At 52.0% G+C, this 15574-nt stretch carries 15 protein-coding genes, 1 tRNA gene and 2 pseudogenes; 10 read left to right on the forward strand and 8 right to left on the reverse strand.

Annotated elements, in window-relative coordinates; translation table 11 throughout:
• Window positions 1-168 precede the first annotated feature (168 nt).
• Together JET16_RS08510 and JET16_RS08515 are read left to right on the forward strand one after the other, a co-directional pair.
• Window positions 169-254: transfer RNA gene (locus JET16_RS08510), tRNA-Leu, on the forward strand.
• A 111-nt stretch (window positions 255-365) separates the two neighbouring features.
• Window positions 366-701 (forward strand): hypothetical protein, encoded by a 336-nt coding sequence (locus JET16_RS08515; protein WP_199615409.1) that lies wholly within the window; start codon window positions 366-368, stop codon window positions 699-701.
• A gap of 3 nt (window positions 702-704) precedes the next feature.
• Here JET16_RS08515 and JET16_RS08520 read toward each other — a convergent pair whose 3' ends face one another.
• A complete protein-coding gene (locus JET16_RS08520) occupies window positions 705-869 on the reverse strand; it encodes a hypothetical protein (RefSeq protein WP_199615410.1) in 165 nt (54 codons plus the stop codon).
• 5 nt (window positions 870-874) lie between these two features.
• The gene (locus JET16_RS08525; protein WP_199615411.1) at window positions 875-1045 is read right to left on the reverse strand and encodes a hypothetical protein; all 171 of its coding nucleotides are present in this window, start codon (window positions 1043-1045) and stop codon (window positions 875-877) included.
• 167 nt (window positions 1046-1212) lie between these two features.
• Here JET16_RS08525 and JET16_RS08530 point away from each other — a divergent pair, with 167 nt between their 5' ends.
• Entirely contained in the window at window positions 1213-2040 is an 828-nt protein-coding gene (locus JET16_RS08530; RefSeq protein WP_199615412.1) for a glycosyltransferase family 2 protein, read from the forward strand.
• Here the strand turns inward: JET16_RS08530 and JET16_RS08535 are convergent.
• From JET16_RS08535 to JET16_RS08545, 3 genes are read right to left on the reverse strand one after another with little or no spacing between them, the layout of a single operon-like run.
• Complete coding sequence (locus tag JET16_RS08535; RefSeq protein ID WP_199615413.1) at window positions 2019-2507, reverse strand: SdpI family protein; 489 nt, start codon at window positions 2505-2507, stop codon at window positions 2019-2021. The two genes, JET16_RS08530 and JET16_RS08535, sit on opposite strands and share 22 nt — an antisense overlap.
• Window positions 2504-2635: a DUF1648 domain-containing protein gene (locus JET16_RS08540; protein WP_199615414.1), complete on the reverse strand. Its 132-nt coding sequence runs from the start codon at window positions 2633-2635 to the stop codon at window positions 2504-2506. The genes JET16_RS08535 and JET16_RS08540 overlap by 4 nt, the downstream gene beginning before the upstream one ends.
• The gene (locus JET16_RS08545) at window positions 2632-2913 is read right to left on the reverse strand and encodes an autorepressor SdpR family transcription factor (RefSeq protein WP_233531296.1); all 282 of its coding nucleotides are present in this window, start codon (window positions 2911-2913) and stop codon (window positions 2632-2634) included. The genes JET16_RS08540 and JET16_RS08545 overlap by 4 nt, the downstream gene beginning before the upstream one ends.
• Window positions 2914-3079: 166 nt before the next feature.
• On the opposite strand from JET16_RS08545, the gene JET16_RS08550 reads away from it, so the two are divergent.
• Window positions 3080-4027 carry an aminoglycoside phosphotransferase family protein gene (locus tag JET16_RS08550; protein WP_199615415.1) on the forward strand — a complete coding sequence of 316 codons (948 nt, stop codon included), beginning with the start codon at window positions 3080-3082 and terminating at the stop codon, window positions 4025-4027.
• A gap of 53 nt (window positions 4028-4080) precedes the next feature.
• Here the strand turns inward: JET16_RS08550 and JET16_RS08555 are convergent, their stop codons facing one another.
• Window positions 4081-4506: a DUF2621 family protein gene (locus JET16_RS08555; RefSeq protein WP_199615416.1), complete on the reverse strand. Its 426-nt coding sequence runs from the start codon at window positions 4504-4506 to the stop codon at window positions 4081-4083.
• Between the two features lie 739 nt (window positions 4507-5245).
• Between JET16_RS08555 and JET16_RS08560 the strand changes: the two genes are divergently transcribed.
• The 6 genes and pseudogenes from JET16_RS08560 to JET16_RS08585 all read left to right on the forward strand — a co-directional run bounded on the left by JET16_RS08560 (window position 5246) and on the right by JET16_RS08585 (window position 14080).
• A complete protein-coding gene (locus tag JET16_RS08560) occupies window positions 5246-6376 on the forward strand; it encodes a deoxyribonuclease IV (RefSeq protein ID WP_199615417.1) in 1131 nt (376 codons plus the stop codon).
• Between the two features lie 190 nt (window positions 6377-6566).
• The gene (purU, locus tag JET16_RS08565; RefSeq protein ID WP_199615418.1) at window positions 6567-7460 is read left to right on the forward strand and encodes a formyltetrahydrofolate deformylase; all 894 of its coding nucleotides are present in this window, start codon (window positions 6567-6569) and stop codon (window positions 7458-7460) included.
• A 133-nt stretch (window positions 7461-7593) separates the two neighbouring features.
• Window positions 7594-8275, forward strand: a pseudogene (locus tag JET16_RS31065) (response regulator transcription factor).
• A complete protein-coding gene (locus tag JET16_RS08575) occupies window positions 8272-9657 on the forward strand; it encodes a sensor histidine kinase (protein WP_199615419.1) in 1386 nt (461 codons plus the stop codon). The pseudogene JET16_RS31065 and the gene JET16_RS08575 overlap by 4 nt, the downstream one beginning before the upstream one ends.
• A gap of 66 nt (window positions 9658-9723) precedes the next feature.
• Entirely contained in the window at window positions 9724-12855 is a 3132-nt protein-coding gene (locus tag JET16_RS08580) for an efflux RND transporter permease subunit (protein ID WP_199615420.1), read from the forward strand.
• Between the two features lie 447 nt (window positions 12856-13302).
• Window positions 13303-14080: pseudogene (locus tag JET16_RS08585) on the forward strand (aldo/keto reductase).
• Between the two features lie 162 nt (window positions 14081-14242).
• Here JET16_RS08585 and JET16_RS08590 read toward each other — a convergent pair.
• Both JET16_RS08590 and JET16_RS08595 read right to left on the reverse strand, forming a co-directional pair.
• Window positions 14243-14701 (reverse strand): hypothetical protein, encoded by a 459-nt coding sequence (locus JET16_RS08590; RefSeq protein WP_199615421.1) that lies wholly within the window; start codon window positions 14699-14701, stop codon window positions 14243-14245.
• A 14-nt stretch (window positions 14702-14715) separates the two neighbouring features.
• Window positions 14716-15480 carry a hypothetical protein gene (locus JET16_RS08595; protein WP_199615422.1) on the reverse strand — a complete coding sequence of 255 codons (765 nt, stop codon included), beginning with the start codon at window positions 15478-15480 and terminating at the stop codon, window positions 14716-14718.
• Between the last annotated feature and the right edge of the window lie 94 nt (window positions 15481-15574).

The following is a 15574-nucleotide window of genomic DNA, read 5'->3' on the forward strand; positions in this document are numbered from 1 at the left end:
ACCCGTGTGGGTTCAAATCCCACCGACCGCACCATACATACACGATTCCTTGCGCTTCACGCAAGGTTTTTTTGTTTGTCGGAAATCAATTAGCCGCTGGAACTTTTCACCGTCTCTTTACTTTTTCAAGCGGGCGTGCTACTATAATCATTGTCTCTTTTCTTTCATGCGGTCGTGGTGGAACGGCAGACACGCTGTCTTCAGGCGGCAGTGAGCGCAAGCTCGTGGAGGTTCAAATCCTCTCGACCGCACCATACATAACATGAACAGCCCTCGCGGGAAACTCACGATTGCGTGAATCTCGCGGGGGCTTTGTTGCGTATACAGTAACATATGACAATCAAATGAATGAGGAGTGCTGAAGCATGACGATGAACCAAACGGAGCGGGCGTTATCGGCGCTTGCGTATTTCAGCGTCTTTTTCTTGGGATTCATCTTTCCCGCGGTATTATTCTTTGTCACGAACCACCCCGAAGTAAGGCGGCACGCATTGGCTGCATTCATTTCTCACTGTATTCCCGTCGGTTTCGGTATCGCCGTATTTATTGCATTCGCCGGCATCGGCTGGATGGCCGTCAGCAGCGAGAGTCCGGCCGCGTTAGCAGGCATCTTCATAGTGTTGGGTCTGTTTGGCCTCGTGTCGCTCATTGTCGTGATTTGGAACGTATATAAAGGCGTGAAGCTGCTGATGCGGCAGTAACGGTTACGCTCCTCCGCAATGATGAGGGAAGCCGTCGTCGTCTTGCAGCTTCTTGTTGATTTCCTCCAGCTCGTCGTCTCCCGGCCGCTCCGCTACCAGCTTTGCGGCCGGCTGACGAAACTCGACGTCCCCGCGCGCTTGAGGTTGTTCGGCGTCATTTTTGCCCATGTGTTTCACTCCCCTTCAAGATCGGCTCTGCAGGCCGGAGCTTCGCGTTGTCCGTCTTTCGAATATGCAATCAAGGTTACTTCTTCGCCAAGTTCAGTCTGAAGCCTGGTTTCCAATTGTTGAACTTCATCAATCGCGCCTTCGGAAAGTTCCGCAAACCGATATTGCTGCATCATGCGCAGTCCGCCCCCTTTCGTGTTATTTTGTGTCGGCGGGGAACGTTTTAACCGTAAAAAAATATCGCCCCCGGTCCGCATCATACGTTGGCAAAGTTTGGACGTCCGGGTACAATGGTTTGGAGAACACTTGTTTTTCCGACTATGGTACGAGAGGATGAAATGCAGTGCCGCCCATGGTGTCCGTTATTATTCCTACATTCAATCGGCATCACGCTTTGGCCGAGTTGCTGGAGGCGTTATTGCGCCAGACATTCCAAGATTTCGAAATCATCATCGTTAACGACGCCGGAGAGCCGGCGGACGGCGTAGCGGCATTGTATCCTGAGCTGGATATCCGAGTGATCGACTTGCCTGTCAATTCGTACCATGTGTGGGCGCGCAATGCGGCAATTCCTCACGTTCGCGGCGAATACATCATGCCGATCGACGATGACGATCTGATCGTGCCCGACCACATGGAGCATATGGCGGAACAAATAGACGGCGCGGATTTGGCGTACAGCGATGTGGAGATATTCGATTATATCGTTCGCGACGGGGTGCGGCTGCCGACCGCCCGCTTCTTATTCGCATACGAGCATGACCCGGCGCTGATCAGACAGTTCAATACATACGTGGCCTCCGGCTCGTTATACCGGCGCGAGCTGCACGACGAGCTCGGACCGTTCGACGTCGAAGTGCGGAACTATTGGGACTGGGATTGGATATTGCGCGTGATGGAAGGGCATCGCGTGAAGAAGGTGCCCCGTGCGGGAACGTTGTACGCGTTCGCGGCGAAAGGCGGCGATAATCAATCGGGGAAACAGGATGTGATGCGCAAGTATTTGGACCGGTTGTGCGTGAAGCACCGCCTTGGACAGCTGCCGACGAAAAACTTCTTCCTAATGCTCGAAGAGGAGCAGATCCGTTCGCGGAGATCGGCCTCCGAGATCGTCTGGGACGGGAAGCCGATCGTCTCGCGATTGGTTGGTCAAGCCTTGGATAAGTGGTAGATGGAAAAGGCCGCCGTGGCGAGCGACGAGACGAGGATGCAAACGATGGTGACCCCCGGCAGCCATGCGGAAGGCATCGCCGCCGTTAACGCGATGAGGATGCCTGAGATGACCATTAATTGCCCGATTTGTCTGGACATTCGCTTGTAGACCGGTTCCGGCAGTTTTACAAGGTTCATGCTGCTCTGAGGAAGCCTGGGGGCAACGTTGCCGATAGCCGCGAAGAATATGCCGACAATCAGGGCGATAATCCGATCGATGGACACGGCAAAACCTTGATTATAAATGACTAGAACCGTATGCAGCACAAACATTATGACGGCGATCGCTCCGGCAATGACAGCGATGCCTTGTTCCATTCGTTGGCGCTTGGATGGGTCGGATTCAAATCGCGGCAATGCAAGGATTAATACGATGACGCCAAGCATGATGGCGGGAAGCAGTGTGAGTGCCGCGGATTTGCTCATCCATCCGCGTTGGCTTCGCCGTCGAACCCGAAATGCGTAACGATGACGTCGGGCAGCGTAAAGTAACCGTAAATACTTACGCCGACCGTCGCCAGCCATAAAGCTAACGGTAAAATCCATTTTCTCATTTCGATTCATTCCTCTCTCCGCTTTGAAAGTTTAACAGCCATTTCATCACATCTTGAAACACGGTCGTGTTCAACGAGTACACGATATGCTGGCCTTTGCGCTCGTCCCAAACGAGCTCTGCCTGCTTGAGGATGTTCAAGTGGTTGGAAATGCTCGGTTTGGTCATGTCAAAATGTTCGGCGATCTCCCCGGCGGTCAGGTCTCTGTCCCTCAATAGATCGAGAATTTTTCTGCGTGTCGGATCGGAGAGCGCTTTGAACGCTTGATTGATCGGCATGCCGGTGTTCTCCTCCTTTTATCGGGTGGTAAGTGTCGGCGTCTGTGGTTTCGATAATTAGATAATTATCTAAATATTGAATAGTTAATCGCAATTGGCTGTTTCTGTCAAGAGGTCGCTTCGTGTATAATTTGTTTAAATATGAACGTTAGAGAGGACAATGCTATTGATAAAAAAGGATGCTCCGCATATTGATTTAGTAAAACAGCTGGTAAGCGATTGCCTTAATTCCAAAGCCTTTATGCTCGAAAGAGTATTAAGCGGCGTATCTACTTATGTATATCGTGTGCATTTTGACGGGAATATCTTTTATCTTCGGATTCTTCCGGAGCACAATTTGAGTTTTGGCGTGGAAGTGCATGTACATTCATTGTTAAGAGAAAAAGAAGTTCAAGTTCCGGAAGTCATATATTTTGAACATCATAATGAAGCAATAGGCATGTCAGTGATGCTTGTCAAAGAAATTCATGGTTCCAGTGTTGAAGCTTGTTCGTCAATGAACGAATACGAGGGCATACTTTTCGAGGCTGGAAAACAAATTGCAATATTAAATAAAGTGAAGGTTGATGGTTTCGGTCCGATTAAAAGAGGTAAAGAAGAATATGGAATTGCTTTACGGGGCGAGAAAAACTCGTTACACGATTACATTTATGAATATTTAGACGAAGATTTATTTTTATTATCAGAGAATGTTTTCAATAAGAATGTTACATCCCGAATTAAAAGCACTTTGAATACCGGAACAGCACAGATGTTAAGTCACCAATCTTATTTAAGCCATGGAGATTTTGACGATTCGCATATTTTCTTTCATAACGGGAAATTCACAGGCATTATTGACTTTGGGGAGATTGAAGGAAACAGTCCGCTATATGATTTAGGGCATTATAAAATGCATGACGGCCGGCGATATGCCGGTTATCATTCCTTGGTAAAAGGATATAACGAGGTTAAAGCTCTCACTTACGATGACCAAATCGAAATTGACCTCTGGGCATTATGGATAGGGGTGAGAAGGCTAGGAATTGTATTGAACAGAACTTGGGGCAGCTATCATGAACATTTGATTAAGATGGTAAACATTCAATTGGATATATTAAGCAAAAAATTATAACCAGGTACAAGTTCTTATCGTTCATCCAACAAGAACTTGTACCGGAAGTGTGTTCATTTCATCAAGTGGTTGAACTTGCTGTAATCGATTCCTTCGTCATCGAGGAACTTCTTCAAAAATTTATAGTCGCGCCGGGGCGTCGCGAGTATGTACCCCTCGATGCAATGCTCCCGCGTAACCTCATGCGCGCCTCGCTCCATGGCCAATTGTCCGATGCGCGCAGCGATCGTATGCTTGGCGATATCGCGAAACGCCGCCGGCACCGGATCCACCAACCGATTGAGAAACGCCTTGCTGTCATCCGTCCACAGATGGCGGCTCGATTCGACCCAATGATTTTGCCAATCCAGCGTCGATTTGCCGTCGGCTTTAGGAAGCACCTTCAAAAATTTGCGGAACATGAAGTAGCCGCCGATCGACATAAGACCGATCAATATGAACACCCATATAAAAATAAACCAAGCAAACCCTTGGTTCATGCTCGCTTCACCTCAAGTCAAAATGGTAACATCCTGCGGACTCATAGGCAAGCGCGCGACGGTCTGCGGTGTAAGTTTCATAGTCTGAACATGGTTTTTGTTTCACATCGGCACCACGTGGTTCATCCGCGCACTACCGTGTTTCACTATGAAACTAGAGGCGGTCCGTACGCTGTCGCTGTTTCACATCGGCACCACGTGGTTCATCCGCGCACTACCGTGTTTCACTATGAAACTAGAGGCCGTCCGTACGCGTGTCGCTGTTTCACATCGGCACCACGTGGTTCATCCGCGCACCACCGTGTTTCAATGTGAAACTAGAGGCCGTCCGTACGCGTGTCGCTGTTTCACATCGGCACCACGTGGGTCATCCGCGCACTACCGTGTTTCACTGTGAACCTAGAGGCGGTCCGTACGCTGTCGCTGTTTCACATCGGCACCACGTGGGTCATCCGCGCACTACCGTGTTTCACTGTGAACCTAGAGGCGGTCCGTACGCTGTCGCTGTTTCACATCGGCACCACGTGGGTCATCCGCGCACTACCGTGTTTCACTGTGAACCTAGAGGCGGTCCGTACGCTGTCGCTGTTTCACATCGGCACCACGTGGTTCATCCGCGCACTACCGTGTTTCACTGTGAACCAACCACCGCCCGCCAGCCGAAAGTTCCTTCCAAACTATCGTGAATTAAGGTACAATATTGTAAATAGTGTCGGTTTCATAGGGAGGAGTATCAATAATGTCGAAGAAGATCGGTTCTCACGTGTCATTTTCCGATAAGGGATTGCTGAATGCCGCCAACGAAGCGGTGGGCTACGGCTCGAGCACATTTATGATATACACGGGAGCGCCGCAAAACACGAGACGCAAGCCGATTGAGGAGCAGTATATCGAGGAAGGCCGCGAAGTGATGAAGGCCAACAACATCGATGAGATCATCGTGCACGCACCGTACATCATTAACCTCGGCTCGTACAAACGCAATACGTTCGAGCTCGCCGTAGATTTCCTGCAAGAAGAAATTCGGCGGACGAACTACCTCGGCGTGAAGAACATCGTGCTCCACCCGGGAGCTTACACGGAGAAGGACCTTGACTACGGCATTGCTCGCATAGCGGAAGGTTTGAACGAAGTGTTGAAAGGAACCTCCGAAACCGACGTGAAGATCGCTTTGGAAACAATGGCGGGGAAAGGTACGGAAATCGGACGTTCGTTCGAAGAAATCGCTCGCATTATGGAAGGCGTCGAGGACAACTCCCGTTTGACCGTCTGCCTTGACACCTGCCACGTGCATGATGCGGGTTACGATATCGTAAACGATCTGGACGGCGTGTTGGAAGAGTTTGACCGCGTCATCGGATTGGACAGGCTCGCGGTGATCCACCTCAACGACAGCAAAAATCCGCGCGGAGCCGGCAAAGACCGCCATGCCCCGGTCGGAGCGGGTTGGATCGGATTTGACGCGATGAAGCGGATCGTCGATCACGAGAAGCTCGTTCATCTCCCGATGGTGCTGGAGACTCCGTGGATCGGGAAAGAGGACGCGAATCAGCGTCCGATGTACGAGGCGGAAATCGCGCTGCTCCGAGGCGACCATGAAGCGCGGTTCGGCAGCGATTTCCTTGAGCATGTGGAGAAGCTCGGCCACTATTTCAGCGGCAAAGACGTTCACCACCGCGACTTTATTGTCAGCACGTGGGAAACGCTGAAGAACGACGCGAAAGCGAAGAAGGCGGATCCTCGCGAACCGATGGACCGCTTGTACGATATGGTCGAGGAGGGCAAGCTGTTCACCGACTTGACGGAGGAACAGATCAACCACCGCCTGACCGCATGGCTTGCCGGCGTCAATGTGAAGACGACGGCGTAACCGTAAGAAAACCTCTTTCGAGGCCAATTCAAAGAAGCAAGAACGCGATAAGCGGAAGGTTTTCTTGCGATTCTAGAATTGATGTTCACTTCGTGAAAACTTATTAATTCTAGAATCTTAAAAAACATAACCGTGCGCCTCCCGAGGGAGGCGCTATCGTTGTATAGGAGAAGGAGAGAAAGAGACATCCATGTTACCACTTCAATCGTCAACGAAGAAGATCGTAAGTCCCGACCGCGGACGGATGCTGATCGCATGCCCCGACGGCCCTGGAATAGTCGCCGCCGTGTCGAAGTTTCTATTCGATCACGGAGCGAACATCGTCCAGTCCGACCAGTATTCGATGGACCCCGAAGGCGGCATGTTCTTTATGCGCATCGAGTTCGATCTGGAACGGTTGGCGGCGCGTTTGCCGTCTCTGGAGGCGGATTTTGCGCCGATTGCGGAGCGGTTCCGCATGGACTGGCGCGTAACGCTGGCAAGCGTGAAGAAGCGCGTCGCTGTGTTCGTTTCCAAAGAAGAGCACTGCTTATTGGAGCTGCTGTGGCAATGGCAGTCGGGAGATCTGTATGCGGACCTCTCCGTAGTGGTAAGCAATCACCCCGATATGGCGCCGATCGTGGAGCCGTTCGGCATCCCGTACGTTTACGTCCCGGTGACGCCGGATACAAAGCCGGAGGCGGAACGGCGCCAGTTGGAAGCGGTGCGGGAACACGGAGCGGATTTGCTCGTGCTCGCCCGTTATATGCAAATCGTGTCTCCGAAGTTTATCGAAAGCCATGCAAACCGGATCATCAACATTCACCACTCGTTCTTGCCGGCGTTCGTCGGCGGCAAGCCTTACGCGCAAGCGTACCGCCGCGGTGTGAAGATCATCGGAGCGACGGCTCACTACGTGACGGAAGAGCTCGACGGAGGGCCGATCATCGAGCAGGACGTGCAGCGCGTAACGCACCGCGACAACGTCGATGAGCTCAAGAGCATCGGGCGCACGATCGAGCGGACCGTTCTGGCCCGCGCGGTGAAATGGCACCTTGAGGATCGCATTCTCGTTCATGAAAATAAAACGGTTGTATTCAGCTAATGCTGTCCGACGGAAGCTGCAAGGGTATGAATATACTCCTGCGGCTTTTTTTTTTATACTTCAGAAAGCGGTATAATCGTTGGTGGCGGGAGTCCGCGCAAAGAGCGGCAAAAAAGCAGACGAGGTGAAACGATTGTCAACGTCGTGGTTGGTGGTGGATGACGATCCCCATATACGTGAATTAATACGGTTCTACTTGTCGAAAGAAGGGTTTCGTGTTACGGAAGCCTGCGACGGGGAAGAAGCGCTTCGGCTGCTGGCTGACACCGAGGTGGATGGTGTCATTATAGACGTGATGATGCCCAAGCTGGACGGGTTCGAGCTGTGCAAGAAGATCCGGGAAACGTGGGATATTCCGGTTCTTATGGTTACGGCGAAAGGCGAGCCCGTTCACCGCATCCGGGGCTTTCAGACCGGGACGGACGATTATCTGGTAAAACCGTTCGAACCGATGGAGCTCGTCATGCGAGCCAAGGCTCTGCTGAAAAGATACCGCATCAATGCTTCGCAAATCATCCGGGTCGGCGAGCTCTTAATCGACCGGCACCACGTATGAGGTTCGCTGCGGCGACCGCCGATTGTCCCTCCCGAACAAAGAATTCGATCTGCTGTTCACGCTTGCCAGCTATCCCGGTCAAATACTGACGAGGGATCAGTTGATCCAGCAGGTGTGGGGGTACGATTTCGATGGAGACGAACGGACCGTCGATGTTCATGTCAAAAGGATTCGCGAGAAACTCGACAGCGTTACGGACACGGTGAAAATTGCAACGAAGTGGGGCAAAGGGTATCGCTTGGAGGCGGATTCGCCGTGATTCGGACTCTATATATAAGGATTGTGCTGTTGTTTCTAGGCGTTGTGGCAGTGTCTTTGGCGGTTGGCTTTTTTGTCTCCTTATATTTGCACAGCAGCACCATCTTGAACCATTTCGAAGAGGAGCTGCTGGAAGACGGCAAAACGATCGCGAGCTTATATGAACGGGCGCCTTCCAAAGATTTGAATGATTTTTTAAGCGCTGTGGCGGAGCTTGAAAAATACGATATCGTCGTCTTCCGCCCCGACGGGCAAAGCTCTTTCTTTAGCGGGCGGGAACGGGTAGCGGAAATACCGGCAATTCCGCAAGAGGCAATATCGCGCGTGCTGCAAGGCGGTATCTACCGAGGATTGAAGCCCGGCAGTGACAGACCGGGTCCGCACGGCTGGGTCGGGTTCCCGTTCGAAACGGGGGAGGAGCGGTTCGCGTTGTTTTTACTTCCGAGCTTGAGGGATGAGTTCGAGGCATTTCGAACCGTGATGCTCACGGTGTTGGGCATTGTGCTGGCGCTCGGCAGCCTATTGTTCTTGGTTTCCGCCCGTCATCTCGTCAGGCCGATTCGTGCGCTTACGGAGGCGACCAAGCGGTTGGCCAAAGGCGACTTCGATTACCGGGTGCCGGTGTCGACGACGGATGAGCTCGGCACTCTTGCCCGAAGCTTTAACTCCATGGCCGGTGAGCTGAAACAGCTTGATAAGATGCGCCAAGATTTTATTTCGAACGTCTCGCACGAGTTTCAGTCGCCGCTTACGTCGATTCGAGGGTTTGCCGGAGCGCTGCAGGATAACGACCTGCCTGATGAAATGCGAAAATCGTATTTATCGATCATTGCCGATGAGAGCGGGAGGCTGGCCAGACTTACTGATAATTTGCTTCGCCTTGCGGCGCTTGATCAAGACCGGGTGGCGCTCATTCCGAAACGGTTCAAGCTGGACGACCAGTTGATGCGCGTAGTGATTGCGCACGAACCGCAGTGGCAGCGCAAACATATTGCCGTCGATATGGATGTAAACGAAATGAGCGTGGAAGCGGACGAGGATTTGCTTTGGCAGGTGTGGTCGAATTTGCTGGGCAACGCAATACGGTTTACGCCCGACGGCGGCCGGATCGGAATCTCCTTAAAGACAGAAAGAGACCGCGCGATTGTAGAGTTTGCCGATACCGGCATCGGGATCTCCGAGGAAGATTTACCCCGCATATTCGAGCGGTTTTTTACCGCGGATCCGTCAAGGGAACGCACGAAAGGCGGCAACGGGCTCGGGCTGGCCATCGTGCATCGGATCGTTGCGCTGCATCGCGGGGATATCCGCGTTCGCAGCATTCCCGGTGAAGGGACGGTTTTCACGGTAATTATTCCGGGAAATGTCACAATCGATTCATAGTTTGTTCATAATTCTCCGCTATCGTTTAATCTGTTCATTTTTCAGATTAGAAGGAGTGGAGCGTACTTGAGTCGATTGACGAAATTCAGTTTGAAAAATACGGTCGCGGTTATGATTCTCTGTTTGCTGGTGATCGCGGCAGGCGTATTTTCCACGAGTCGCATAGGTGTGGAGACGTTCCCGGACGTCACATTCCCGGCGGCGTTCGTGCAGACGGTGTATCCGGGGTCTTCGACGGAAGAAGTGGAAACGGCGGTGACCATCCCGCTTGAGGAGCAGCTGCTGCCGCTCAAAGGGTACGACGATTTGACCAGCACAACGAGCGAGTTTTCTTCGGCGATCTTCATTATGTACCCGTTCGGCACGGACATGGACGAGAAGATAGCGGAAGTGGAGTCCGCCATTGAGAAGGCGGATTTGCCGGAGCAAGCGGAGACGACCGTGAGGCGGCTGTCGCCGAATTCGACGCCGATCTACGAAGCGGCGGTCACAGCCGAAGGAGAAACTGCGGAACAACTTGAAAGATTGTTGACTGAAGAAGTTGTTCCGGACATTGAGAAAATCGCCGGAGTGAGCTCCGTCGAGCTGGCAGGAGCCGGCGAATCGGAAATCGTCATCCGGCTGGATGAAGAGAAAGCGAGAGCGCAAGGCTTGACGCTGTCGTCCATACGCGACGCGATTAAAAATAAGGATTACGCGCTGCCGCTTGGGAACGTCACCGAAGACGGAGTCTCGATCCCGGTCCGGTTGGCGGGCGGTATCGACGGCATAGAGGAATTGAAGAACCTTTCGTTTACGGTGATGCCGCAGCAAGCGCCGGCAGGAGCCGCAGGAGCCGTTGCGCCCCAGCCGAAAGAAGTGAAGCTGTCCGAAGTAGCCGAAGTGGATGTCGTAACGGAGCGGAAAGAAATTGCGCGCTACAACGGCAAGGACAGCTTCCTGATTACCGTCGTGAAGGAGCAGGACGCCAATACGGCGGCGGTTGCGGATGAAGTGAAGGATGCGCTTGCGCAATACGAGGAATCCGACGGGTTGTCGTTTGCAGTCATCACCGATATGGGTGAAGAAGTCGAGCATTCGGTCGCTACGCTGATCAAGGAAGGCGGGTACGGCGCGCTGTTCACCGTACTTGTCATCTTCATCTTCCTCCGCAATATCCGTGCGACCGTCATCGCCGTTCTTTCACTGCCGCTGTCCGTCTTGATGACGATCTCGATCTTGGATATCACGGACAACACGTTGAACATTATGACGCTTGGCGGTTTGGCGGTGGCGATCGGCCGGATTGTAGACGACAGTATCGTGATTATAGAAAATATTTTCAGATGGCGTCAGGAAAAAGGTTCATCGATGAGCGGGAGAGAGCTGGCGTATCGCGCGGCCAAAGAGGTGCTCGGCCCGGTTGCCTCCTCCACCATCGCAACGGTCGTCGTATTCCTGCCGTTGGCGTTCGTCAGCGGCATTATCGGCGAATTTTTCACCCCGTTCGCAATTGCGGTTGTATCATCGATTCTATGTTCGCTGCTGGTGGCGGTAACATTAATTCCGGTGCTTGGAAGCCGGTTCTTCCGAAATGTGAAGCATAAAGAGAAAGAAAGCTTCCTCGTACGGAGATATGAGCCTGTGCTGCGCTCGGCGCTGCGCCGGAAAAGGCTCGTGTTTACGCTTTCAGTGCTGCTGCTGGCCGGTTCGTTCGCCGTCATTCCGCTGCTCGGCGTCTCGTTCCTGCCGGCTGGCGGGGAAGTGTCGGTTCAAGCCAATGTGAAGCTTCCGGCCGAAGCGGGATTGGAGCAGACGAAGGCGATCGCGGAGAAGGCCGAAGAGTATCTGGCCGGTGTCGATGAAGTCGAATCCACGTATTTGCGGATCGGCATCGGCAACAATAGGGAAGCGATGTTCGGTCCGGCGTCGAACGACACCGCATCTTTCACGCTTCTACTGAAGGAAGGCGCGGAAGCCGCGGAGTTCATCGACCGTGTGAATACGGAGCTCACGGAGCTTGCGGCAAAGGAGTACCCTGGTGCGGAAGTAAGCGTCAATGAAGTCGCTCAGCAGGGGCCACCGTCCGGGAATAACGTCGATATCATGTTGTACGGCAGCAACGGCGAGCATTTGGCGGAAGCCGCCCGGCAGATTGAAGATTACTTGAAATCAAACGATCAATTGAAAAATGTCGCCAATTCCCTTAGCGACGTTCAGCCGAAGTGGGTGGTGCGGTTGAACGAAGAAGGGGAAGCGGCGGGCGTGAATGCCTTCGCCGTTATGGCGGCGGTGAGCGAACGGCTTCGCCCGACGGCGGTCGATACGTACCGGTGGAATGACGCCGATTGGGAAGTGTCGATTGAATATGACGAGAAGATCGACAGCCTGGACAAATTCAAAGACATTGCGATTATGACCCCTGTTGGGCCGAAACAGCTTGGCGACATTGCGGATATAGAGCAGTCGACCGCACCGGTCAGCATCCGGCACGAGAAAGGCCGCATGAACGCAAGCGTGTCGGCAACGATCGAGTCGAGCGATACACGCGCGGTTTCAACCGAAGTTAAAGAAGACGTGCTTGCGCTCTCTTTGCCCGACGGTGTCGGCTTGGAAGTCGGCGGCGGATTGGAGATGATTGCCGAAGGCTTCGCGGATTTGGGTCTGGCGATGGTCACAGCCGTAGGTCTCGTGTTCCTGGTGCTCAGCGTCACGTTCGGCGGATTGCTCACGCCGGCGGTCATTCTCACGTCGTTGATCTTCGTCCCGATCGGATCGTTCACCGGTTTGTTGATTGCCGGGCAGACGTTGTCCATGTCGGCGATGATCGGTTTGCTGATGCTGATCGGAGTTGTTGTCACGAACGCCGTCGTTCTGCTGCAGCGCATCGAGGAGAACCGCAAGGAAGGCTTGACGTTGAATGAGGCTATCGTGGAGGCGTCCAAGACGCGCCTGCGCCCGATATTGATGACGGCGTTCGCCACAGTCTTTGCGCTAATACCGATGGCGGTCTCCGAATCGACTTCGGGACTTATATCCAAAGGTCTCGCCATCACTGTGATCGGCGGCTTGACGACTTCCACGCTGTTGACGTTGATCTTTGTCCCGGCGCTCTATTCGGCGGTCGGACGATTCCGCAAGCTTGATGCGGAAGTCGGGACGAGTGCGGAACGGCCGGAGCCGTCGGCAGCGCGAGCCGGCAGGTTGGAAGTGCATTAAACTGCTTGAAGGACTGTTCCTCGGTTGAGGGGCGGTCCTTTTTCAATTCTTGCGGGCACTATCCCTCTGGTTCAGAGAAAGGCAAGCGTCGAAGAACGAAATGCAGGCAGTGCGAAAAAAGCTGGGATCTAGGAGAGTGCACGCAAGAGGAGGAACGAAACGTGAAGTCGGGGAGAGCATCAGAACTGAGGATCAGACCGTCTGAGTCTATTGCCGACGCTTGGTCGAATTCTCGTTTGATATACTCTGCAATCAATTGAAGTGTCCAATTAAATTTTACCGTGAACCCTACATCACTAGGGAGCGAGTGAATGATCGTATGCCTCAGTTGTTCTTGTTGCTCTTTGGTCAACTTTTCAGTGGGACCCGGTGAGAATTTTCAAATCCAATCCATCGAGGCCGCTTGCTGGAGGAGATTTGCCGGTTCATCGCCTAGGTTATGGTACGATGCAATTAACCGGGCCGAATGTGTGGGGTGACCCACGCGATCCGGATGAAGCCGTACGAGTTCTCCGTCGCGCTGTGGAGCTTGGTGTGAATTTCATCGACACGGCTGATGCATATGGTCCATTCGTTACGGATCATCTCATCAAAAAGGCTCTTCACCCATATGCCGACGGTGTTATCATTGCCGCGAAAGTAGGCCTTACACGACCCGGACCTAACGATTGGAGTCCGGTTGGCCGTCCTGAATACTTACGCCAACAGGTTGAACTTAATCTTCGCCACCTTGGACTGGAACGGATTGACTTATTACAATTGCACCGCATCGACCCTAAGGTTCCACTCGCCGAGCAGCTTGGTGCACTGTTGCTATTACAACAAGAAGGCAAGATCCGGCATATCGGACTAAGTGAAGTAAGCGTGGACGAGTTGAAAGCCGCAGGCGAAATCGCAAAAATCGTTTCTGTGCAAAATTTGTACAATCTTGCTAAACGCGACGCAGAGCCGGTTCTTGATTATGCCGAAGCAAACAATATTGCATTTATCCCTTGGTTCCCGTTGGCAACAGGCGCATTGGCCAAGGAACGGCCCTCTTGATGCGTTGTCCAAGCAGCATGGCGCAAAACCGTCCCAACTAGCACTTGCTTGGTTGCTAAAGCGTTCGCCGGTCATGCTGCCTATCCCCGAAACATCGACAGTTGCTCATTTGGATGAGAACATCGGAGCGGCCAGAATTGAGCTTAGCGACGAGGATTTCAAAACGCTGTCTAACGCGGTATAAGGATAGTCTGACGAATCGCTGTAAGAGTTCAGGACTGAACTCTTACAGCAATTAACTTGAGTCATGCAAAATTGATCGTAAATGTCTAGGTGAAGCCGTTCGGCAAGGAAAAGCTGCAGAAGATAATCAAGAAATCGCAGATGTTCCGCACTGCCGCACCGCTCAAACCCGGCGGAACACTCTCGATATTCCCAAAGCGGTATTTTCCCATAGTATTTTTTCAATCGTTTCCCATTGATGGTCTTCGCAGCGAATAATGAGCACAACTTCCGACGTGATATGCTTTGTTCCTTTATCTTTCTTTTTTATGATCCATAGCTTTAAAAGGAGGCCGATAAGCATCCCGAATACGATTCCGATAATTCCCCAAATAATGGGTCCCCATTCCAATTCAAACCCGTAAATGGCGCCTAGGATCATGAAAACCGTTCCTAATATTGCCGACGCGTCGAACATGCTGAAGCCGTCCGCCCGGTGGATGGTATCGAACAGCTTCCGCGGCTCCGTTCTTTTGTCCATGGGAACAGCCAAAATGTCGCTTTTAGGAACGCCTTTTTGCTCCAATGCCGATATAGCCAATTCTATGAAAATCGATTGTTCGAATGTTGCGAAAACGTGCATCCGCGATCCCTTCCTCAAACAGGCATCTCAAAATGTGGATCTTGATACCGCTCCCGTAAATATTTCGATTGTTCCTTTTCAAAAAGTTTATTTAATTCAATTGCGGAGGTATAAGCGTCGTAAAAGATAAAGCAATAAATCGAAGGCAAATATAACAGCCACTGCATGTCGACCGTCGTTTTCGATTGCATGAAATCGCCGATCAGCGAATAATGAGCGGCTACCGGCAAACGGGAGAAGTACATGATGGCTATGGTGTATGCGAAAATGAACAGCCCCGTGATCACTTTATGGACGTACATGTGCCCGAGTCCCGGCAATAAAGCGGACCATGCCAAGGCGACCCAAGGCTTTCTTTTATCCAAGTAATTCATATCCCAAGCATCGATTTTAACCTTTATAATGGGGGCGTCCTCTCTGTCGGCGAGCAAATAAAGCTTGTTTATATCTATGGTTGAGCGGTAACTGTCCCATATTGCGTACATATAGAGTGCGATGTACAGAAGGAACCATCTTTCGTCCACCGCTTGTTTCGCCTTATCAAAATGTCCCTGCAAAGAATACATGATCGCAAGATTCACTTTCGCCATGTAATTGATGAAAGCTTCCCACAAAATAAGGATGAACCCTTTCGCGTACCGGTGGAGCATGAGATTGCCGAAGCCTGGATAAGAGAAAGCGAAAAATGCGACAACCCAAGGATTTCTTAAATGCAGCTGATTTGTTGTAAAAGCAGAGAGATACGCCCTTGGATAACGGAACGGAGGGATTTTGTTCACCGTATGATTGCTCCTTTATGCACGTTACGAAACCACGACTCATTATCATTCTTCACGTAAGATGTGACTTTATAACATGAGAGCCGATTATTTT

Origin of the sequence: Paenibacillus alkalitolerans (genome assembly GCF_016482785.1) — a bacterium.
GTDB lineage: Bacteria > Bacillota > Bacilli > Paenibacillales > YIM-B00363 > Paenibacillus_AE > Paenibacillus_AE alkalitolerans.